Source organism: Luteimonas sp. Soil_N_1 (assembly GCF_057656255.1).
On the sequence record NZ_JBDGKS010000002.1, the window covers coordinates 375,490 to 395,870 of the forward strand.

Annotated in this window: 16 protein-coding genes and 1 tRNA gene; 9 read left to right on the forward strand and 8 right to left on the reverse strand. The window is 68.5% G+C overall.

Annotation, left to right across the window (positions count from 1 at the left end; translation table 11 throughout):
* Position 1: 1 nt before the first annotated feature.
* Positions 2-1,387: an FAD/NAD(P)-binding protein gene (locus AC3A4E_RS15475; RefSeq protein ID WP_487632375.1), complete on the reverse strand. Its 1,386-nt coding sequence runs from the start codon at positions 1,385-1,387 to the stop codon at positions 2-4.
* Positions 1,388-1,552: 165 nt separating this feature from the next.
* Between AC3A4E_RS15475 and AC3A4E_RS15480 the strand changes: the two genes are divergently transcribed.
* Positions 1,553-3,307 (forward strand): SLC13 family permease, encoded by a 1,755-nt coding sequence (locus tag AC3A4E_RS15480; RefSeq protein ID WP_487632376.1) that lies wholly within the window; start codon positions 1,553-1,555, stop codon positions 3,305-3,307.
* A 119-nt stretch (positions 3,308-3,426) separates the two neighbouring features.
* On the forward strand, positions 3,427-4,119 hold the full coding sequence (locus AC3A4E_RS15485; RefSeq protein WP_487632377.1) for a DUF481 domain-containing protein: 693 nt from the start codon (positions 3,427-3,429) through the stop codon (positions 4,117-4,119).
* Between the two features lie 88 nt (positions 4,120-4,207).
* Here the strand turns inward: AC3A4E_RS15485 and hemC are convergent, their stop codons facing one another.
* From hemC to glmS, 7 genes are all read right to left on the reverse strand, one after another.
* Positions 4,208-5,119 carry a hydroxymethylbilane synthase gene (gene hemC, locus AC3A4E_RS15490; protein WP_487632378.1) on the reverse strand — a complete coding sequence of 304 codons (912 nt, stop codon included), beginning with the start codon at positions 5,117-5,119 and terminating at the stop codon, positions 4,208-4,210.
* Between the two features lie 44 nt (positions 5,120-5,163).
* Positions 5,164-5,892, reverse strand: coding sequence for a LytR/AlgR family response regulator transcription factor (locus AC3A4E_RS15495; RefSeq protein ID WP_487632379.1), 729 nt, complete (start codon positions 5,890-5,892; stop codon positions 5,164-5,166).
* Positions 5,893-6,068: 176 nt separating this feature from the next.
* On the reverse strand, positions 6,069-6,755 hold the full coding sequence (locus AC3A4E_RS15500; protein ID WP_487632380.1) for an alpha/beta hydrolase: 687 nt from the start codon (positions 6,753-6,755) through the stop codon (positions 6,069-6,071).
* A gap of 52 nt (positions 6,756-6,807) precedes the next feature.
* Positions 6,808-8,697, reverse strand: a complete 1,890-nt coding sequence (gene mdoH / locus AC3A4E_RS15505) for a glucans biosynthesis glucosyltransferase MdoH (RefSeq protein WP_487632381.1) — start codon at positions 8,695-8,697, stop codon at positions 6,808-6,810.
* Complete coding sequence (locus AC3A4E_RS15510; protein WP_487632382.1) at positions 8,694-10,193, reverse strand: OpgD/OpgG family glucan biosynthesis protein; 1,500 nt, start codon at positions 10,191-10,193, stop codon at positions 8,694-8,696. The genes mdoH and AC3A4E_RS15510 overlap by 4 nt, the downstream gene beginning before the upstream one ends.
* A gap of 170 nt (positions 10,194-10,363) precedes the next feature.
* Positions 10,364-10,439 (reverse strand) — tRNA-Ile (locus tag AC3A4E_RS15515).
* 49 nt (positions 10,440-10,488) lie between these two features.
* Positions 10,489-12,321, reverse strand: coding sequence for a glutamine--fructose-6-phosphate transaminase (isomerizing) (glmS, locus tag AC3A4E_RS15520; RefSeq protein WP_487632383.1), 1,833 nt, complete (start codon positions 12,319-12,321; stop codon positions 10,489-10,491).
* Between the two features lie 393 nt (positions 12,322-12,714).
* Between glmS and AC3A4E_RS15525 the strand changes: the two genes are divergently transcribed.
* From AC3A4E_RS15525 to AC3A4E_RS15555, 7 genes are all read left to right on the forward strand, one after another.
* Positions 12,715-14,028, forward strand: a complete 1,314-nt coding sequence (locus AC3A4E_RS15525) for an efflux RND transporter periplasmic adaptor subunit (RefSeq protein ID WP_487632384.1) — start codon at positions 12,715-12,717, stop codon at positions 14,026-14,028.
* Positions 14,029-14,030: 2 nt separating this feature from the next.
* A complete protein-coding gene (locus AC3A4E_RS15530) occupies positions 14,031-14,231 on the forward strand; it encodes a hypothetical protein (protein WP_487632385.1) in 201 nt (66 codons plus the stop codon).
* Between the two features lie 49 nt (positions 14,232-14,280).
* A complete protein-coding gene (locus AC3A4E_RS15535; RefSeq protein ID WP_487632386.1) occupies positions 14,281-15,003 on the forward strand; it encodes an ABC transporter ATP-binding protein in 723 nt (240 codons plus the stop codon).
* 11 nt (positions 15,004-15,014) lie between these two features.
* Positions 15,015-16,316, forward strand: a complete 1,302-nt coding sequence (locus AC3A4E_RS15540) for an ABC transporter permease (RefSeq protein ID WP_487632387.1) — start codon at positions 15,015-15,017, stop codon at positions 16,314-16,316.
* A gap of 86 nt (positions 16,317-16,402) precedes the next feature.
* Entirely contained in the window at positions 16,403-17,626 is a 1,224-nt protein-coding gene (locus tag AC3A4E_RS15545) for an ABC transporter permease (RefSeq protein ID WP_487632388.1), read from the forward strand.
* Positions 17,627-17,721: 95 nt separating this feature from the next.
* Positions 17,722-19,062 carry a sigma-54-dependent transcriptional regulator gene (locus tag AC3A4E_RS15550; protein WP_487632389.1) on the forward strand — a complete coding sequence of 447 codons (1,341 nt, stop codon included), beginning with the start codon at positions 17,722-17,724 and terminating at the stop codon, positions 19,060-19,062.
* A 1-nt stretch (position 19,063) separates the two neighbouring features.
* Positions 19,064-20,377, forward strand: a complete 1,314-nt coding sequence (locus AC3A4E_RS15555) for a sensor histidine kinase (protein ID WP_487632390.1) — start codon at positions 19,064-19,066, stop codon at positions 20,375-20,377.
* Positions 20,378-20,381: the final 4 nt, after the last annotated feature.

A 20,381-nucleotide genomic window follows, 5' to 3' on the forward strand; every position in this document is an offset into this window, starting at 1 on the left:
CTCAGCGGCCGGCGAATGCCTGCCGCACACCGGCCGCGACGCGCGCCGCCTGTCCGCGCAGTTCGGGCATCGCGACGGTTTCCCACAGATCGCCGATGCGCGTCGCACCGAGCGTCCACAGGCCCGGCACGACATCGCCGTTCGCATCGAGCACTTCCCCCTCGCCACACGTCGCCAGCCCCAGATCGAGCGGCCCGGGCGCAACCAGCCCACGGGCATGCAGGGCAGGCAGCAGCCGGCCGGGCGCACGTGACAGGCGCTTCTCCATGCCGGTCGCGTTGACCACGACATCGACCACGGACGTCGTCGGCGCGCCGCCCCGTGGTGTCCAGTCGATGCACACGCGACCGTCCCGCGCTTCGATCCGAGACAGGCGCCCGGCCTGCAGCGAGAAGCGACCGGTCGCGGCCATGTCGTCGACGATCGCCCCGACGCCGGGTGCGATGCGATGGCGATGGATGTCCCACTGCCGTACCACGTGACGCAGGAAGCGGCGGCATTCGGCCTCGGGCCACGCCTGCCACAGCGCGCGCACATGCGGGCGCAGACGCTCGACCGCGCCCTGCCAGGGCCGGCCCTGCGCGACCGCCTCGGCCGCCCATTGCCGCAGCATCCGCATGCGGGCGCGCACGCCGAGCGGCATCAGCGCATCGACGCCACCGGCCTGTGGCACGGTGCCCGGCGCGTGCGCCAGCGGCATCAGGCCATTGCGCGAGATCGCGAGCACGCGCCCGCGATGCCCGTTCGCCTGCAGCGTCAGCAGCACGTCGACCATGCTCAGGCCCGCGCCGACGATGCCGACGTCGGCGTCAGGCGCGATCGCGGCGACGGCCTCGTAATCCCAGGCATCGACCGCAACGCCGACCGGCACACCGCCGGGCAGCGCCGCCGGCAGATTGCCGGTGGCGAGTACCACGGCGCGCGCGTGCAACTGCGCGCCGGACGCGAACGTCGCGATGAAGCCGGTGTCCTGGCGCTCGAGGTCCACGACCGCTTCTGCGTGCAGGACAAGCGAGGCACGCGCGGGATGCGCGTCGAGCCGCGCCTGCAGGTAGCGCCCGTACATGCGCCGCGGCGCGAACTGCGCGGCCAGCGTCGCGTCGTCGAGGCCGACCGACTCGGGCTGCGTGCGCAACCAGGCGACGAAGTCGTCCGGCACGGCATCGAAGGCGCTCATGCGCGCGGCGTTGACGTTGAGTACATGCTCCGCGCGCGGTGTCGAATACGCCGCGCCGCGCGCGGGTGCGTGACGCGGTTCGGCCAGCGCGACACGCACGCCGTCCTGGTCCAGCAGATGCAGCGCCACCAGCGCACCGCAGGCGCCACCACCGATCACGAGCACGTCGACGGATCCGGGCGTGTCGGGTGCGGGTACGGCTGCGGTCATGGACGGTCCTGGCACATCGGGATGCGCAGTATCCCATCCGCTTCCGTACCATGGCGCGCCGCGGGTGGCCGCAAGGCGGCTCACCCGGTGTCCGCAGCGGCGCAGGCAGGCTGGCCGGACTGCCGGCGCGCGGCAGCCGGGACACTCGATGACGAAGGAGGCAGCGTGGATCTGTGGTTGACGCTGGCGGTGATGGCCGGCGCGGTGTTCCTGTTCGTGACCGAGAAGCTGCGCGTCGACGTGGTCGCACTGCTGGTGGCCACGTCGCTGCTGGTGCTGGGCGTGGTCACCCTGCCCGAGGCGCTGTCGGGTTTCAGCAACCAGGCGACGGTGATGGTCGCGGCGATGTTCGTGCTCAGCGGCGCCCTGCAGCGCAACGGCGCGCTGATCGCGGTGGGCGACCTGCTCGCACGCATCCGCTGGCCGTGGCTGTTCCTGCTGGTGATGATGGCGCTGGTCACCTGCGTGGCTGCGTTCGTCAACAACACCGCGACGGTGGCGGTCTTCCTGCCACTGGTGCTCGCGGCGACGACGGCCAACCGCTGGGCGCCGTCGAAATTCCTGATCCCGCTGTCCTACATGTCGCAGACCGCCGGCGTGTGCACCCTGATCGGCACCTCGACCAACCTGCTGGTCGATTCGATGGCGCGCGAGACCGCCGGCGTCGGCTTCACCCTGTTCGAGTTCGCCCCGCTCGGCATCGTGTTCGTCGGCATCTGCGTGCTGTACCTGATGACGGTGGGCCGCCTGCTGCTGCCCGACCGCGGCGTGCCCGGCAGCGATACGGCCGACCACATCGGCCGCTACGTCGCCGAACTACTGGTGGCCGACGGCGCCGCGGTGATCGGTCGCCGGCGCGATGAGGTGCTGTCCGATCACAACACCGATGTCACCGTGCTCGAAGTGCTGCGCAACGGCGCGGCCGTGCGTGGACCGGATGTACGCGTCGAGGCCGGCGATCGCCTCCTGTTGCGCGGCCTGTGGCAGGACATCGACGCGGCGCGAAAGTCCCTGAAGCTGAAATTCGACCACGTGGCCCGCGATCTCGACGGCGACCTCAACGCGGAACGACTGCACGTCGAGGCGATGGTCTCGCCGGGCTCGCACCTGATCGGCCACACGCTGTCGGGCATGCGTTTCGGCCACACCTACCGCGCACGCGTGCATGGCTTGCATCGACGCCAGCTCGGGATCCACAAACCACTCGACCAGGTGCCGCTGCACGTCGGCGACGTGCTGCTGCTCGATGCACCGGCGAAGTCGATCGACGACCTGCGGGTGGACCGGGGCCTGATCGTGTTGGGCGCGCGTGCGCAGCGCAAGGTCGATACGACCAAGGCGACGCTGTCGGCGATCGTCATGGCGGCCGCGATTGCCGCCGCCGCACTTGGCTGGACCTCGATCGTGGCCTCCGCCCTGCTCGGCTGCGTCGCACTGGTGGTGCTGCGTCTGCTCGATCCGGATGAAGCCTACGAGGCGATCGACTGGCGCGTGATCCTGCTGCTCGCCGGCATCATTCCGCTCGGCATCGCGTTGCAGAAGACCGGCGGCGCGGCGCTCGCGGCGAACCACCTGATCAACCTCGTCGGGCATTACGGCCCGACGGCGACCCTGGCGGCGGTCTATCTGATGACCTCAACCTTGACCGAGTTCATGAGCAACAACGCCTCTGCCGTGCTGGTGGTGCCGATCGCCATCGCCACGGCGGACTCGCTGGGCGTCGATCCCAAACCGTTTCTCATCGCGGTCGCCTTCGCCGCGTCCACCAGTTTCGCCACGCCGATCAGCTACCAGACCAACACGATGGTCTACACCGCCGGCAACTACCGGTTCAGCGATTTCGTGAAGATCGGCATGCCGCTCAACATCATCTTTCTGGTCACGGCCACCCTGCTGATTCCGCGTTTCTTCCCGTTCTGAGCCGGTGCGCCGGTGGCCTCACGACCGGGCGCGATCCTGAAGCCCGCTTCGACAGCGCTGCGGCGGCGATGGCCATTGACGCGCCGGCTTCGGCATAATGGCTGGAACCGCTTACATGAATGGCCGAAATGCTTGCTGGCTGGTGGCTCGCCGTGGCGGGCCTGCCCCTCTACACCCAACCGCTGCCGGCTGCGCCCGAGCAACCGGCCATCGTGGCGGTTGCCGCGCGGCAGGTGCCGCTGCGACGTCCCTGCCTCCGGTTGTCGTGCCGTGACGCGGAGTGGACGGCCAGCGCTGCGCGCCAGCGGATCTGGGCACCCAAGGTGCCGGGCGTGCGTCCCCGCACGGTCGCCCCGGCGCTGGTCAAGCTGCCGGATCGCCGCCACGCCTCGCTGCATTCGCCCTACTCGAGCCGCGAGACCATCCGCTCGGGCGGCAACCACGTGAAGTGGGACACCAGCTACGGCCTGGAAGCCATCCGCAGCCGCGAGACCACGCTGCGCCTGGAATTCGGCACGGGCGTGCGGATCGAGCCCTATACGGACTTCGGCACCGCCTCGATCGGACCGATCGCACGCGGACAGCTGCAGCTGTCGCAGGAACTGGGCAAGCATGCCTCCTTCACCCAGCAGGTCCAGGTGGAGACGGGGCGCGAGAACACCTTCGTGCGCCAGACCCTGGCCTTCGACTACGAGCTGTTCCCGCAATGGACGCTGCGCTCGGATTTCGAGCTGCGTCACGACACCCTGGGCAACGGGGGCCGCGGCAGTACCGATACCGAAGGCTCGGTCAAGCTGCGCAGGTCGTTCTGACCCCATCGGACCCGGGCACACGCGGGTCCACGAAGGCCGCATCGACGCATCGCGCGATGTGTGCAGCGACGCGATACGCGCATCCGGATCACCCGGGCAGAAACGCACCCGCGCCGGCTTCGAGCAGCAGTGCGGCGACCCGCGCACCCAGCGCATCTCCTTCCGCGTGCGCCGATTCACCGCCGGCACGCACGCTGCGCCCGTCCTGCGCCGAGCCCACCAGGCCTTCCAGCCGCAGCCGGTCGCCTTCGAGCCAGGCGTAGGCCGCCACCGGCACATGGCAACTCCCATGCAGCGCCCGGTTCATCGCACGCTCGGCCTCCACACACCATCGCGTCGGCACGTCGTCGAGCGTGGCGAGCAGGGCCTGCAGTTGCGGCGCGTCGTCACGGCATTCGACCGCGATCGCCCCCTGGGCCGGCGCAGGCAACCACTGCGGGGCATCGAGCCGGGCGCGGATGCGCGTGCCCAGTCCGAGCCGCTCCAGCCCCGCACATGCCAGCACGATGGCGTCGTACTCGCCGGCATCCAGCTTCGCCAGTCGCGTGTTGACGTTGCCGCGCAAATCGCGGAGCTCGAGGTCCGGCCGCTGCGCACGCAATTGCGCCTGGCGCCGCAACGACGACGTCCCCACGCAGGCGCCCGCAGGCAGCGCGCCGATGTCCTCGAAGTGGTTGCTGACGAAGCCGTCGGCGTGGTCCGCGCGGGCCAGGATCGCAGGCAACGCAAAACCCGGTTCCAGCGCCATCGGCACGTCCTTGAGCGAGTGCACGGCGCAGTCGGCCTCACCGGCCTGCATCGCGATTTCAAGTTCCTTGAGGAACAGGCCTTTGCCGCCGATCGCGGCCAGCGACCGGTCCAGGACTTCGTCGCCGCGCGTGCTCAGCGGCACCAGCACGACCTCCAGTCCCGGGTTGCGCGTGCGCAGCGCGGCGGCCACGTGTTCGCTCTGCCACAGCGCAAGCGGGCTCTTGCGGGTGGCGATACGCAGTCGATCCATCCGAACATTATCGGCGATCACAGCAGTTGCCGCTCGCACCGCCCTCAGAGCTGGCGCACCGCGTCACGCAACTGCGGGGCGCAGCGGCGGCTGACCTCCAGCGGACGGTCGCCATGGCGGAGCACGGCGTGGACATGGCCGTCGGGATCACGCCGCAGCTCGAGCAGTTCGTGACGCGCCACCAGACAGTTGCGGTGGATGCGCAGGAAGCGATCGCCGAATTCGTCCTCCAGCGCCTTCAGCGATTCCTCCAGCAGATCCTCGCCCCGCGCGTGGTGCACGACCACGTATTTCTCGTCGGCCTGGAGGTAGCGGATGTCCTCGATCGGAATCAGGCGCAGGCTGCCGCGCAAGCGCGCACACAGGTGCGTGCGTCGCTTGTCGTTGCCCGTCTCTCCGGCGATGTGGCGGCCGGCGGTGAAGGCACGCGCGCGATCGATCGCCACCTGCAGCCGCTCGGGCCGCACGGGCTTCACCAGATAGTCGACTGCCGCAGCCTCGAAGGCCTTCAGCGCATGCGCGTCGTAGGCGGTACAGAACACCAGGGCCGGTCGTGGCTCGAATGCACTGAGATGGCGCGCAACTTCGAGCCCGTCCATGCCCGGCATCGCGATGTCGAGCAGCACCAGCGCGGGATCGTGTACGGCGCAGGCTTCGAGCGCCGCCCGCCCGTCGCCGGCCTCGGCCACCACTTCGACATCCGCGTGATGCGACAGCAGCGCGCGCAGACGCTCGCGCGCCAGGGGTTCGTCGTCGGCGATCACCACCTTCATGGCGTGCATCCTCCCGTGACCGGTACGGCGCCGTCCATCGGCACCGGCAGCCCCGATGGTGCACGCATGGCGACCATGAGGCCAGCCGCGGCGGCGGCGTCAATGCCGGGGCGTCGCCTGCAGCGCCCGCGCGGGACAGTCCGCCCACGCCAAGCGGCACTGCGGGCGTGAGCGCCTCAGCCGGTCTTGAACCGGCCTTCGAGCCAGTCGCCGAGCGCCGTGATCTCTTCGGCGCATACCGAATGCGGCATCGGATACGTATGCCACTCCACGTCGAAACCGCTGCGTCGCAGCCACTCCGCGCTCTGCGTGCCTGCCGACAGCGGCACCACTGGATCCTGCGTGCCGTGCGCCATGAAGACCGGCTGGCGTGCGGCGCCATCGACGAGCGCGGCATGCGCATTGCGTGCCGCAGGCAGATAGGTCGACAGCGCGACCAGGCCAGCCAACGGCTGATGACGCCGCAGCCCCGCGGCCAGCGTCACCGCGCCGCCCTGCGAGAAGCCCGCAAGGATCACCCGCGATGCCGGAATGCCACGCGCCGCTTCGCGATCGATCAGCGCGTCGATCTGCGCCACCGATTCGAGCACGCCGGTTTCATCGGCGCGGTTGGCCAGATCGAAGTCGACGATGTCGTACCAGGCGCGCATGCGCACGCCGTTGTTGATCGTCACCGCGCGCACCGGCGCATTCGGAAACACGAAGCGGATCGCCGGCCAGTGCCTGCGCAGGAGCTCGGGGACCAGCGGCACGAAATCGTTGGCGTCGGCACCCAGGCCGTGCAGCCAGATCACACTCCAGGCCGGCGCGGGGCCGGTTTCGCGTTCGATGCAGTCGAGCAGTGCGGGCGTCTTGGAATCCATGCGGCATCTGGAAATGGTCGGAGCCGCCAGTGTAAGCGCTCCGTCCTGGGCCCTAGCCGTGCGCCACTGGCGAAGACGTCGCACTTTCAGGTGGATGCGCCTCGATGCGCAACGCTGCCGCGCGCACGAGCACGTCGGGCGGCGCATGCTCTTCGGGCGTGGAGAACAGGCCTGCGCGACGCAGCGCCAGGCCGACGCGACGCGACGACGTGAGCCGTACGATCGGAATCGAACCGACCAGGCCGATGATCATCGGCGACATCCACAGGGCGAGGCCCGGCGACATCATCCACGCCCCCACGCCCATGAGCACCCCCAGCAACGTGGTGCCGCGATAGTTGCGCCACAGATCGCCCCAGGTCTGACGACCGTCGTCGCGACGCTGCGCATCCCAGCCCGAGTCGCGGCCCGCCAGCACTTCGGCCACGCCGCGCGACTGCACGTACATCGTGATCGGCGCCATCAGTGCGGCGAGCACGTTCTCGATCAACAGGCTGACGAAGCCGCGCAACGCGCCGCCCGCGCCGCGTCGCATGCGCGCATCGACCATGGTCGCGATGTAGCCCAGGATCTTGGGCGCGAACAGCATCGACATCGTCAGCACGAACACGCCGAGGAAGCGTCCGTCGTCGATCGCCATCCAGTACTGCGCCGGTGACATGCCTTCGGTGAACGCACCGTGCTGCAGCGGCACGGCCAGACCGATCAGCACAAGCATCGCCCACAGCGGCGCGGTGAGGTAATGACCGATGCCGATCAGCAGATGCCAGCGGCTGACCCAATGCAGGCCGCGCGCCGGCAGCACGCCGCCATGCTGCAGATTGCCCTGGCACCAGCGGCGGTCGCGCACCAGCATGTCGGTCAGCGTCGGCGGACCTTCTTCGTAGCTGCCTTCCAGCGTCGGCACCATGTGCAGCGCCCAGCCGCCGCGCCGGATCAGCGCGGCTTCGACGAAGTCGTGGCTCAGCACAGCGCCGCGGAACGGCGTGGTGCCCTGCAGCTCGGGCAGTCCGCCATGCGCGGCGAACGCGGCGGTGCGGATCAGCGCGTTGTGGCCCCAGTAGTTGCTCTCCGCGCCGTGCCACCAGGCCACGCCGTGGGCGATCACCGGCCCGTACATGCGGCCGGAAAATTCCTGCATGCGCGCGAACACCGTCGCGCCGTTGACGATCACCGGCAGCGTCTGCACGAGGGCGACGTCGTCGTTGGCTTCCATCGCCGCCGCCAGCCGCACCAGCGTGTCGCCGGTCATCAGGCTGTCGGCATCGAGGATCAGGAACTGCGGATACGCGCCACCCCAGCGTCGCACCCAGTCGGCGATGTTGCCGGCCTTGCGCTCGTGATTGTCCTCGCGCAACCGGTAGTAGAGCCGCGCCTGTGGCATCGCCGCACAGAGACGCTCGAAGGCGACCACTTCGCGCCGCTGGATGTCCGCGTCACGCGTATCGCTGAGCACGAACAGATCGAAATGATCGCCGCGCCCGGTCGCCTGCAACGATTCGATGATCGCCTGCAGTCCGGCAAGCAGACGCTCGGGATCCTCGTTGTAGGTCGGCATCAACAGCGCGGTGCGCACCGAAAGCGTCGGCAGCGGCGCCTGCGGGTCGATGCCGAGCCGCGCCGGCCGCTTCATCAGCACGAGCACGAAGCCGGCGAGCGAGCTTGCGAACGACTGCACGATCCACGCGAACAGCGGAATGAAGACCAGCAGCAGCAGGCCCTCGAGCAGATCGATGCCGCCGATGCGCAGCAGCCACCAGATCTGGTAGGTCGCGAAGATCGTCAGCACCGCTGCGGTCGTCACGATGAAAGCGCGCCGCCAGGCCATGCCGGTCGGTGCGCTGGGCAGCGGGCGCCTGGTCAGTTGCCCTTCGCGCAGCGACTGGATCGGCATCTGCAGCAGCGATGTCGCGGGCATGGCCGGGCGATCGACGACGCTCATGCGCTCCACCGGTAGACCCAGGTTTCCGACACCGCTGCACCCCGGTCGACCAGGCGCAACCGCAATTCGCTGCTGGTGCGCCCGTCGGGCGTGAATTCGAAGCCGGCACGCCAGCCCCCGTCAGGACGTGCGTGCACGACGGCGTGCTCGACCGTCCCGGTGGTCGAGACGACCTCGACACCCGGCGCGTCCACTGCAGGGCCGCCGTCGAAATCGACGACCAGCAGGCGCACCGGATCATCCTCACCCGGCTTCGCCCCCATCCGCGTCGCCACCACGTGGGCCAGCGTGGGCGTCCACAGATGGGTCGCAGTCCAGTGCAGGCGATAGCGCCAGCGGCTTTCGCGGCCTGCCTGCAGCGGCTCGGCCGGCCGCCAGAAGGCGACGATGTTGTCGTGGTATTCGTCACCGGTCGGAATCTCGACCAGATGCACTTCGCCCGCGCCCCAATCGTCGAGCGGCTCGATCCAGGCGGACGGCCGCCGCTCGTACGCGGCCTCCGCATCCTGGAAGTCCTCGAATGCACGCTTGCGCTGCATCAGTCCGAATCCCTTGGGGGACTGGTCCTGGAAGCCGCTGTGCTGGATCGCACCCGGATTGTGCAGCGGCCGCCAGACCTGCTCGCCGACGCCGGTCAGCATGCCCAGACCGTCGGAGTCGTGCACCGCCGGGCGGTAATCGTCGATGCCGGTGCGGTCGGCGGAATCGAACTGGTACATGCTCGTCAACGGCGCGATGCCTGCATTGTCGATCGCCACGCGCGGGAACAGCCGGGCGTCGACCTCGAACACCGTGTCGTCGCCCGGACGGATCCGGAACCGGTACGCGCCTGCGACGCTGGGGCCGTCCAGCAATGCGTCGACCACGATCGAATCGGCGCCCGGCGCCGGCTGGTGCAGCCAGAACGCGCGGAACACCGGAAACTCCTCGGGAGCCGGATCGCCACTGCCCAGCGCCAGACCGCGCGCTGACAGGCCGTAGGCAAGCCCGCGGGCGACGGCGCGGAAATAGCTTGCGCCCAGGAAGACGCACAGCTCGTCGAAGTAATCGGGGCCGTTCAACGGCGCATGCAGGCGGAAGCCGGCGAAACCGGTGTCCGCATCCAGCTCGGGCGCGCGATTGGGGCTGTAGTCGAACAGCGCGGTCGAGAACGGCACGGCGCGCGCCTGCCCGTCGTCCACGACATGGATGTCCACGCGCGGCTTGAACAGGAAGCCGCGGTGGAAGAACTGGGCCTGGAACCCCACGTCCGGCAGATCACGCCACAGCGCCTGGTCGGTGCGATAGCGCAGGTCGCGGTACTGGTCGTAATCCGCGCCGGCCAGCACGGCAGGCAGCGCTGTGGACGGCGCACCGTAGGCCCGCGCCGACAGCGCACGCGCCAGGCGCGGCACCGTGTCATCGTCGAAAACCGTGCCGTCGGCACCGGCGGCGGCAGCCGCCAGCCGCGGCCAGAGGCCCCCCAGCAACGGCACCGCCAGAGCGGTTGCCAGCATGTCGCGTCGTCGCACCGAGAACCCACCGGATCGTATTCAGGTCCGAAACAATGTAACGGGCGAGTTGTAAGGTTCCTGCGAAACCCGTAGCCGCGCGCACCGTTCAAGCCGCCACGCGGCGCATTGCGCGGGTGCATCGCGCAGCAGGCGGAACGCACACATCACCCGGCTGGTGGGCCCACCAGGACTCGAACCTGGAACCAAAGGATTATGAGTCCTCTGCTCTAACCATTGAGCTATAGGCCCGCGCGGGGCGGCAATCGTATCAATTCGTCGGGAGGAATCGGCCCGGCGACTATTCGACCGTCACCGACTTGGCGAGGTTGCGTGGCTTGTCGACATCGGTGCCTCGCGCCAGCGCCGTGTGGTAGGCGAGCAGCTGCACCGGAATCGTGTGCACGATGGGGCTCAGCACCCCCACGTGACGCGATGTGCGGATGACATGCACGCCTTCGGACGGACCGAAGTTGCTGTCGGCATCGGTGAACACGAACAGCTCGCCGCCGCGTGCGCGCACTTCCTGCATGTTCGACTTCACCTTCTCCAGCAGTGCGTCCTTCGGCGCGATCACGACCACGGGCATCTCCGCATCCACCAGCGCCAGCGGGCCGTGCTTGAGCTCACCGGCCGGATACGCCTCGGCGTGGATGTAGGAGATCTCCTTGAGCTTGAGCGCACCCTCCAGCGCGATCGGGTAATGCACGCCCCGCCCCAGGAACAGCGCATGGTGCTTGGGCGTGAACTTCTCGGCCCAGGAGGTGATCTGCGGCTCGAGATTCAGCGCGTGCTGCACGCTGCCCGGCAGCTGGCGCAGATCCTCGATGTAGGCGGCCTCCTGCTCTGCACCCAGGCGACCATTGAGCTTGGCCAGCGTGACCGCAAGCGCGAACAGGCCGACGAGCTGCGTGGTGAACGCCTTCGTCGACGCCACGCCGATCTCGGCACCGGCGCGGGTATAGAACACCAGACCGCTGGCACGCGGGATCGCGCTCTCGGGCACGTTGCAGATCGACAGCGTGCGCGTATGCCCGAGTGACTTGGCGTACTTGAGCGCTTCCATCGTGTCGAGCGTTTCGCCCGACTGGGAAATCGTGACGATCAGATGTTTTGGATTGGCGACCGCGCTGCGATAGCGGTATTCGCTGGCGATCTCGACCGAACACGGCAGGCCGCTGATCGCTTCGATCCAGTAACGCGCGACGGAACCCGCATAGAAGCTGGTGCCGCAGGCGAGGATCTGCACGCCTTCGACTTCGCGCAGCACATCGCCGGCGTCCTTGCCGAACAGCGTCGGCTCGAACGCTGCCGCGTCGATGATCGCCTCGACGGTGTCGGCCAGCGCGCGCGGCTGCTCGTGGATCTCCTTCTGCATGAAGTGCCGGTACGGGCCGAGCTCCAGTGACGCCAACGACACATCGGACAGATGCTCGTCGCGCACGATGGGGGCGCCTGCGCCGTCGAAGACCTGGACGCCGTCACGGGTCAGCACCGCGGTGTCGCCTTCCTCGAGGAAGATCACGCGGCGCGTCGCCTGCAGGATCGCGGACACATCGGATGCAACGAAGTTCTCGCCCTCGCCCAGGCCTACCAGCAGCGGACAACCCATCCGCGCGACGACCATGCGGTCGGGATCGCCCTTGTCGATCACCGCCAGTGCGTACGCGCCTTCGAGCTCGGTGACCGCCGCCTGCAGCGCCGCCAGCAGGTCGAGACCCTGCGACTGGTGATGGTGGATCAGATGCGCGATGACTTCGGTATCGGTCTGCGACTCGAACACGTAGCCCAGCTGCGTCAGCCGCTCGCGCTGGGCCTCGTGGTTCTCGATGATGCCGTTGTGCACCAGCGCCAGACTGTCGTGGCTGATGTGCGGATGGGCATTGGTTTCGGTCACCCCGCCGTGCGTGGCCCAGCGCGTATGACCGATGCCCAGACGGGCCTGCAGGCCGTCGGCACGCGCAGCGCCTTCCATTTCAGCGACTCGGCCCGTGCGACGCACGCGGCGGACCGTGCCATCGACCACGACCGCAATGCCGGCCGAATCGTAGCCGCGATACTCCAGCCGCTTGAGACCCTCGACGAGCACGGGCACCACATCACGGTCCGCGATCGCACCGACGATTCCGCACATCCGGCCTGCTCCTGTCTGTTGGGATCGCCATTCTAGCGGCGCTGCCGGCCGTCGCCCCGTGGCGATCCTCAGGGCGTTCAGCGCATGACGCATCGAGCCGGTAATACCGCCGTTCCGGAAGCGCCCCCTGCAGTGCCCGCTCATGTGGCTGTGCAGGGAGGAATCCGGCTGACTGCCTGCCGGCAGAACAGGACCTCTGGCGAAAGCGAGCCCCGGCAATCGATGCCATGGGAGCCCGGGTCTCCGCAGCCATTCTGCGCGCACGGCCGTCCGGCGCCGGACGTCCGGACAGCGCGCGGACGCCAGCGGCAGTGATAAATCCCGTTGAAAATCAATGGCCTGAAGTTGGCACGAAGCCTGCTTTAACTGCCGTATCCGCACGAGATCAACCGCATGTCCGACACCGCTCCCCGTCCAACGCCCCGCCCCGCCGGCATCCGCGACACCACCGGGCAGGACACCGTCCACACGCGCTCGAACACATCGCGCCGCCGCCCGTGGCTGATCGGTGGCATCGCGGGTGTGCTGTTGATCGGCGCCGTCGCGTGGTTGCTCAGCGGCTGGGCGTCCGGCGCCCAGTCCGTCGATGCGCAGCGTCTGCGCTTCGCTGAAGTCACCCGCGGCGATCTGGTCCGCGACATCGCGGCCGAGGGCCGGGTCATCGCCGCCAACAGTCCCACCCTGTATGCGATCTCCGGCGGCATGCTCACCCTGAAAGTCGTTGCTGGCGATCGCGTCGAGAAAGGCCAGGCGCTCGCCGAGATCGACAGCCCGGAGCTGCGCAGCAAGCTGGCGCAGGAGGAGGCCACGCTGGCGGGCTACGAGGCCGAAGCCAGCCGCGCCGGGCTCGATGCGCAACTGCGACAGGCCGAAGCGCGCAAGGTCCTCGACCAGGCGCAGATCGACCGCACCGCGGCGGAGCGCGATCTGCAGCGCTACCAGCGCGCCTATGAAGGTGGCGCGGTGGCGCAGGTCGATCTGGCACGCGCGCAGGACACGCTGCAGAAGACCGAAATCGGTGTGGCATCGGCCACCGAGGATCTCGGCCTGCAGGGCCGCGGTGCGGGGCTGGACACGCGCAACAAGCAACTCGTCGCCGACCGCCAGCGCAGTGTGGTGACGGAAGTGCGTCGCCAGGTCGACGCGCTGACGCTGCGCGCGCCGTTCGACGGCATCGTCGGCCAGGTGCAGGCCGTGCAGAGCAGCAACGTCGCCGCGAACGCGCCGGTGCTGTCGGTCGTCGATCTGTCGGTCTTCGAGGTCGAGATCAGGGTGCCGGAAAGCTTCGCGCGCGATCTCGAAATCGGCATGCCGGCCGAACTGCGCAGCGTCGGCACGACGTATCCGGCGAAGGTCTCCGCGGTCTCGCCCGAGGTCGTCAATGGCGAAGTCGTCGCGCGCCTGCGCTTCGACGAGAACAGCCAGCCGCCGGGCCTGCGCCAGAGCCAGCGCCTGACCGCGCGCATCCTGCTCGACACCCGCAAGGACGTGCTGATGGTCGCGCGCGGGCCCTTCCTCGATCAGGAAGGCGGCAGCGCGGCGTACGTGATGGATGGCAACACGGCGGTGCGCAGGCCGATCACGGCCGGCGCCAGCAGCCTGTCGGCGGTGGAAATCGTCGAGGGCCTGCAGCCGGGCGAACGCGTCGTCGTCGCCGGCACCGATCTCTTCGACAACGCGGACCGTATCCGCATCTCCGGACTCTGATCATGCACACACGCATCGATTGCCCGTTTCCCGTCGCCTGGACCGCCGACGAACTCGCCAGCGCCGTACCGCGCCGGCTGTCGTCCGCGTTCGAGGCCGGCATTCCCACCGACATCCCGACCGGCACGCGCATGCCTGCGTTCGCACGCGCACGCCGGCGCACCGTCGACCACGGCCTGCCCACCCTGTTCCGCGTCCGCTGATCGCGACGCGTCTTCCTTCTTTCCAGTTCACGTCACAGGACACATTCCCATGCTCGACATGCGCCAGGTCGCCAAGGTCTACCGCACCGAACTCGTCGAAACCCACGCGTTGCGCTCGCTCGATCTGCATGTCGCCGAGGGCGAGTTCGTCGCCGTCACCGGACCGTCGGGTTCGGGCAAGACGACCTTCCTCAACATCGCCGGCCTGCTGGAAACCTTCACCGGCGGCGAGTACCGGATCGATGGGGTCGAGGTGCGCGGACTCAATGACGATGCGCGCTCGAAGCTGCGCAACGAGAAGATCGGTTTCATCTTCCAGGGCTTCAACCTGATTCCCGATCTCAACCTGTTCGACAACGTCGACGTGCCGCTGCGCTATCGCGGCATGGCCGCGGCTGATCGCCGCCTGCGCATCGAGGAATCGCTGTCGCTGGTCGGCCTGGGCTCGCGCATGAAGCACTTTCCGGCCGAACTCTCTGGCGGTCAGCAGCAGCGCGTGGCGATCGCACGCGCACTCGCCGGCAGCCCGCGCCTGCTGCTCGCCGACGAACCGACGGGCAACCTCGATTCGCAGATGGCGCGCAGCGTGCTGGAGCTGCTGGAGGACATCAACGCACGCGGCACCACGATCGTGATGGTCACGCACGATCCCGAGCTCGCGGCGCGCGCACATCGCAACGTGCACATCGTCGACGGCATGGCGACCGATCTGCAGGCGCTGCACGCGTCGCCATCGTCCGCGGCCGCATCGCGCGTTCCCGCAGACGCCTGAGGAGATCCGGCATGTTCGGTTACTACCTGCAGCTCGCGCTGCGCAGCTTCCGCAACAGCAAGGTGCTCACCGCACTGATGGTGCTGGCAATCGCGCTGGGTATCGGCGCCAGCATGACCACGCTGACGGTGTTCCATGTGCTGTCGGGCGATCCGATTCCCGAGAAGAGCGATCGTCTGTTCAACGTGCAACTCGACCCCGAAAGCATGCATGGCTACGTCGCCGACAGCGAGCCGAGCCGCAACATGACGCGCTTCGATTCGGAGACCCTGCTGCGCGAGGCACGCGGCAAGCGCCAGGCGTTCATGACCGGCGGCTTCGTCGCGATCGAGCCGGACGGCGCGCGTGCCCCGTTCTTCACCGATGCGCGCTACAGCTCGTCGGAATTCTTCGACATGTTCGACGCGCCGATGGCCTATGGACGCGGCTGGACGAAAGAAGACGACGCCGCGGGCGCGCGCGTGGTGGTGATCTCCGAGGAGACCAACCAGACCGTGTTCGGCGGTGGCGACAGCACCGGTAAAACGTTACGCATGAGCGGCAGCGCATTCCGCGTGATCGGCGTGCTCGCACCATGGCGGCCGACACCGCGGTTCTGGGACCTGAACCTCGACGGTTTCGAGTCGCTGGAATCGGTGTTCGTGCCCTTCTCGGCGGCGATGGACACCAAGCTCGCGCGCATGGGCAGCATGAGCTGCTGGGGCGAATCGGGCGGCATCGATTCCAATGCGCTCAATGCACCCTGCTCATGGCTGCAGTACTGGGTGGAACTGGAGTCGCCCGGCGATGCAGCCGCCTACCGCGACTATCTGGAGTCCTACTCGGAGCAGCAGCGCACAGCGGGTCGCTTCGAGCGCCCGGTCAACGTGCGCCTGCGCGACGTGCGCGCGCATCTGGAGCATGCCCAGGTCGTGCCGAGCGACGTGCGCCTGCAGGTGTGGTTGGCACTGGGATTCCTGCTGGTCTGTCTGGTCAATACCGTCGGTCTGCTGCTGGCCAAGAGCCTGCGGCGCGCGTCGGAGATCGGTGTCCGCCGGGCGCTGGGCGCATCCCGCCGGGCGATCTTCGCTCAGGTCCTGGTCGAGGCGGGTGCGATCGGTGTGGCGGGCGGCATCTGCGGGCTGGGGCTGGCACTGCTCGGCCTGTGGGCCGTGCGCCAGAACCCGAGCACCTACGCGGAACTTGCGCGGCTCGACGCCTCGATGCTGCTGCTGACGTTCGGCCTGTCGGTCACCGCCAGCCTGCTCGCCGGCCTGCTGCCTGCCTGGCGCGCCATGCAGGTCACGCCGGCAATCCAGCTCAAGTCGCAGTGACCCGCGTCGTCGAACCGATCTGAATCCCACACCCCGTCACCGTCATCCCCGCCTGCGCGGACATGACGGCAGACACCGGAGACCCCATGGACATCCGCCCCATTCTCTCGACGCTGCGCCGGCACAAGACCGCGGCAACGCTGATCGTTGTCGAGATCGCGCTGGCCTGCGCGATCATCTGCAATGCGATCTACCTCATCGATCGCCGTATCGACCACATGTCCCGGCCCAGCGGTGCAGCCGAGGACGAGATCGTGCATCTCCAGATGCCGACCGTGAACACCGATGGCAGCACCGACCTCGACGCTTTCGTAGCGCGGGACCTGGCCGCGCTGCGTGCGATTCCCGGCGTGAAGCACGTGGCCAGCGCCACGCAGATTCCTTACGGCAACAGCAGCTCGACCAGCGGCGTGCGGCTCAAGGCGGACCAGGTGGACAACACCCTCGTCTCGTCGCCCTACATGGGCAGCGAGGACCTGTTCGACACCATGGGGCTGCGTCTGGTGGCGGGGCGCAAGTTCAACGCCGACGAGTACGTGGACATGACCACACTCGACGCCGGAGGCGACGACGCGAAGGTGCCGGCAGTGATCATCAACCAGGCGATGGCAACGTCTCTGTTTCCAGGCCAGGACGCCGTCGGCCAGCACATCTACAGCTGGGGCAACGCGCCGATGCCGATCGTGGGCGTGGTGGAGACGCTGGCACGGCCCAACGACAGTTCGGGGCCGGGCAACGCGACGATGCTGATGCCGGTGCGCGTTGCATCGCCCAATCTGAATTATCTGCTGCGTACCGATCCGTCGCAGCGACGTGAGGTGCTGGCGGCCGCCGAAGCGGCGCTGAAGCAGATCGATCCCAATCGCGTCACCGTCAACAGCAACCTGCTCAGCGAACTGCGCGAGAAGTACTACCGCGAGGACCGCGCGATGGCGATGCTGCTGATCGTGGTGTGCGTCGCGCTGCTGGTGGTCACCGCGCTCGGCATCGTGGGCCTGGCCAGCTTCTGGGTGCAGCAGCGCAACAAGCAGATCGGCATCCGCCGCGCGCTCGGTGCGACGCGCGGGCAGATCCTGCGCTACTTCCAGGTCGAGAACTTCCTGCTCGCGACCATCGGCATCGTGCTCGGCATGCTGCTGGCCTACGGCCTCAACCAGTTGCTGATGTCGCGCTACGAGCTGGGCCGTCTGCCGCTCATGTATCTGCCGATCGGCGCTGTGGCGTTGTGGCTGCTCGGGCAGATCGCGGTGTACTGGCCGGCCAGGCGCGCGGCATCGGTGCCGCCGGCCGTCGCGACGCGCAGCATCTGATTGCGCACGCTCCCGTGTCGCCGGTTGCGTCCAGTGCAGCCGGCGACGACCATGTCTGTCGATCACGCACGTTCCCACCGGATGTCCAGCGCCTGATGCCCACGATCCTCGTCATCGACGACAACCCCGCGGTCGCCATCGCGCTGGAGATGCTGTTCTCGCTGCACGACATCGCCTGCGAACATGCGGCGACACCCGATGCCGGCATCGCCCGGCTGCAGGCGGGCGGCATCGATCTGGTCGTGCAGGACATGAACTTCCACGCCGACACCACCTCCGGCGACGAGGGCATCGCCCTGTTCCATGCGATCCGTCGCTTCGATCCCGATCTGCCGGTGGTGCTGCTGACCGCGTGGACGCGCCTGGAATCGGCGGTCGAACTGATCCGCTCCGGCGCCGCCGATTACCTCGGCAAGCCCTGGGACGACGGCAAGCTGCTGGCGACGGTCAACACGCTGCTGGAACTGTCGTCGACGCGCCGGGCCCTGGATGCGCGCACGCGCGATGACCGTCGCCGCCGCGACGCACTCGCGCAGGGTCGCGACCTGCGTGGTCTGGTCTGGGACGACCCTGCCAGCGAAACCACGCTGTCGCTGGCCCTGCAGATCAGCGCCTCGATGCTGCCGGTGCTGATCACCGGTCCCAACGGCAGCGGCAAGGAAAAGTACGCCGAGATCCTGCACGCGAATTCGAATGTGCGCGGCGGTCCGTTCGTCGCGGTCAACTGCGGCGCGCTGCCCAATGATCTGGTCGAAGCGGAACTGTTCGGCGCCGAGGCCGGCGCCTACACCGGTGCGACGCGGGCACGCGAAGGCAAGTTCGAAGCGGCCGATGGCGGCACGCTGTTTCTCGACGAGGTCGGCACCCTCCCGCCCGCCGGGCAGGTGAAGCTGCTGCGCGTGCTCGAGACCGGGCGTTTCGAGCGCCTGGGCGGCAATCGCGAACGCAGTGTGTCGGTACGCGTGCTCAGCGCGACCAATGCCGACCTGCCGGCGATGATCGCCGATGGCCGGTTCCGCGAGGATCTCTACTACCGCCTCAACGGCATCGAGCTGCGACTGCCGCCACTGGCGCAACGTCCACGCGACATCCTGCCTTTGGCCAGACACTTCCTCGATGGACGCAAGCCATTGTCGGCAGGCGCGGAGCGCGCGCTGCTGCAGCACGGCTGGCCGGGCAACGTGCGCGAACTGCGCAATGTGATCCAGCGTGCCGAACTGCTGGCACGCGAGGGGCAGATCGATGCCCGTGATCTTGCGCTGCCGGCCGCAGCCGTCGTCGCAGTCGACGTCGATGCCTACGAACCGGATCGTGCGGAGATCGAAGCCGCACTCGCGCGCAGCGGCGGCGTGCTCGCACAGGCCGCGACTGAACTCGGACTGTCGCGCCAGGCGCTGTACCGGCGTCTCGACCGCCTCGGCATCCGTCGCGACTGACATGCGCTGGCAACAGCGACTGCCGTTGACGGCTGTGGTCATCGCGATCGCGCTGGCGCACGTCGCGCTGGGCGCGGGTTTCGCCGTCTTTCTGCTGCGCTGGTGGTCGCCATGGGTCGCGGTCGCCGGCGCCACGCTGTGTGCACTGCCATCGCTGGTCTGGTCACTGCAGCGCGCGTTCGCGCCGTCACGTGCGCTGTTCCGCGCGCTCGCCGGCACCGTGGCCAGCTATCGCGACAGCGACTACGGCTTCGGCGTGTCGTGGCAGGGCGGCGGCGCACTCGGCGAACTGGTCGCCGCGCACAACGAGCTGGGCGAGACCCTGCGCGCGCAGCGTCTGTCGCTGGTGCAACGCGAACTGCTGCTCGACACGATGGTGCAGAACACGCCAGTCGCGATGCTGCTGCTCGATCCGGCCGATCGCGTGGTGCACGCGAATCTCGCCGCGCGTCGTGCGCTCGGTGGCGGTCGCAAGCTGGAAGGCCAGGCGTTCTCCGCGCTGCTCGCCGATGCGCCACCCGCGCTCGCGGATGCGTTCGCGCGCGGCGGCGATGGGCTGTTCACCATCGGCGATGGCGAGACCGAAGAGATCCATCACCTGTCGCGCCGGCATTTCCGATTGAACGGCCGACGCCATGAACTGCTGCTGCTGCGACAGATGACCACCGAGCTGCGGCGCCAGGAAGTGCAGACCTGGAAGAAGGTCATCCGCGTGATCAGCCACGAACTCAACAACTCGCTGGCGCCGATCGCCTCGCTCGCGCACTCCGGCGCAGAACTGCTGCGTCGTGGCCAGACCGCGCGACTGCCGGATGCGCTGCGCACGATCGAGGAACGCGCGCGGCATCTGGAAGGTTTCATCCGCGGATATGCGCATTTCGCCAAGCTCCCGTCGCCGCGGCGCGAGCCGATCCGCTGGCGCGCGTTTCTCGACCAGCTGCGTTCGCAGGTGCCGTTCGTGGATGCCGGTCCCATCGACGATGCATTCACCGCGTCGTTCGACGCCGCCCAGGTCGAACAGGCGCTGTTGAATCTGCTGCGCAATGCGCACGAGGCCGATGGCGATCCCGCGGCGGTCGCCGTCGGACTGCGCCGCGCGGCGGACGGGTGGCGGATCGACGTGCTCGATCGCGGACCGGGCATGAACGAGGCGGTGCTGGCGAATGCGCTGCTGCCGTTCTATTCGACCAAGCGCAACGGCACGGGGCTCGGCCTGGCGCTCGCACGCGAGATCGCCGAAGCGCACGGTGGTCGCATCGCCCTGCTCAACCGCGAAGATGGCGGCCTCTGCGTGTCGCTGGTGTTGCCGGACTGAGCCG

Coding starts and splice junctions, on each gene's coding strand:
- AC3A4E_RS15545 (WP_487632388.1), top strand. CDS start 16,403: ATGGACATCCGCCCCATTCTCTCGACGCTGCGCCGGCACAAGACCGCG.
- AC3A4E_RS15540 (WP_487632387.1), top strand. CDS start 15,015: ATGTTCGGTTACTACCTGCAGCTCGCGCTGCGCAGCTTCCGCAACAGC.
- AC3A4E_RS15550 (WP_487632389.1), top strand. CDS start 17,722: ATGCCCACGATCCTCGTCATCGACGACAACCCCGCGGTCGCCATCGCG.
- AC3A4E_RS15535 (WP_487632386.1), top strand. CDS start 14,281: ATGCTCGACATGCGCCAGGTCGCCAAGGTCTACCGCACCGAACTCGTC.
- glmS (WP_487632383.1), bottom strand. CDS start 12,321: ATGTGCGGAATCGTCGGTGCGATCGCGGACCGTGATGTGGTGCCCGTG.
- AC3A4E_RS15485 (WP_487632377.1), top strand. CDS start 3,427: ATGGCCGAAATGCTTGCTGGCTGGTGGCTCGCCGTGGCGGGCCTGCCC.
- AC3A4E_RS15510 (WP_487632382.1), bottom strand. CDS start 10,193: ATGCTGGCAACCGCTCTGGCGGTGCCGTTGCTGGGGGGCCTCTGGCCG.
- AC3A4E_RS15525 (WP_487632384.1), top strand. CDS start 12,715: ATGTCCGACACCGCTCCCCGTCCAACGCCCCGCCCCGCCGGCATCCGC.
- mdoH (WP_487632381.1), bottom strand. CDS start 8,697: ATGAGCGTCGTCGATCGCCCGGCCATGCCCGCGACATCGCTGCTGCAG.
- hemC (WP_487632378.1), bottom strand. CDS start 5,119: ATGGATCGACTGCGTATCGCCACCCGCAAGAGCCCGCTTGCGCTGTGG.
- AC3A4E_RS15495 (WP_487632379.1), bottom strand. CDS start 5,892: ATGAAGGTGGTGATCGCCGACGACGAACCCCTGGCGCGCGAGCGTCTG.
- AC3A4E_RS15500 (WP_487632380.1), bottom strand. CDS start 6,755: ATGGATTCCAAGACGCCCGCACTGCTCGACTGCATCGAACGCGAAACC.
- AC3A4E_RS15555 (WP_487632390.1), top strand. CDS start 19,064: ATGCGCTGGCAACAGCGACTGCCGTTGACGGCTGTGGTCATCGCGATC.
- AC3A4E_RS15530 (WP_487632385.1), top strand. CDS start 14,031: ATGCACACACGCATCGATTGCCCGTTTCCCGTCGCCTGGACCGCCGAC.
- AC3A4E_RS15475 (WP_487632375.1), bottom strand. CDS start 1,387: ATGACCGCAGCCGTACCCGCACCCGACACGCCCGGATCCGTCGACGTG.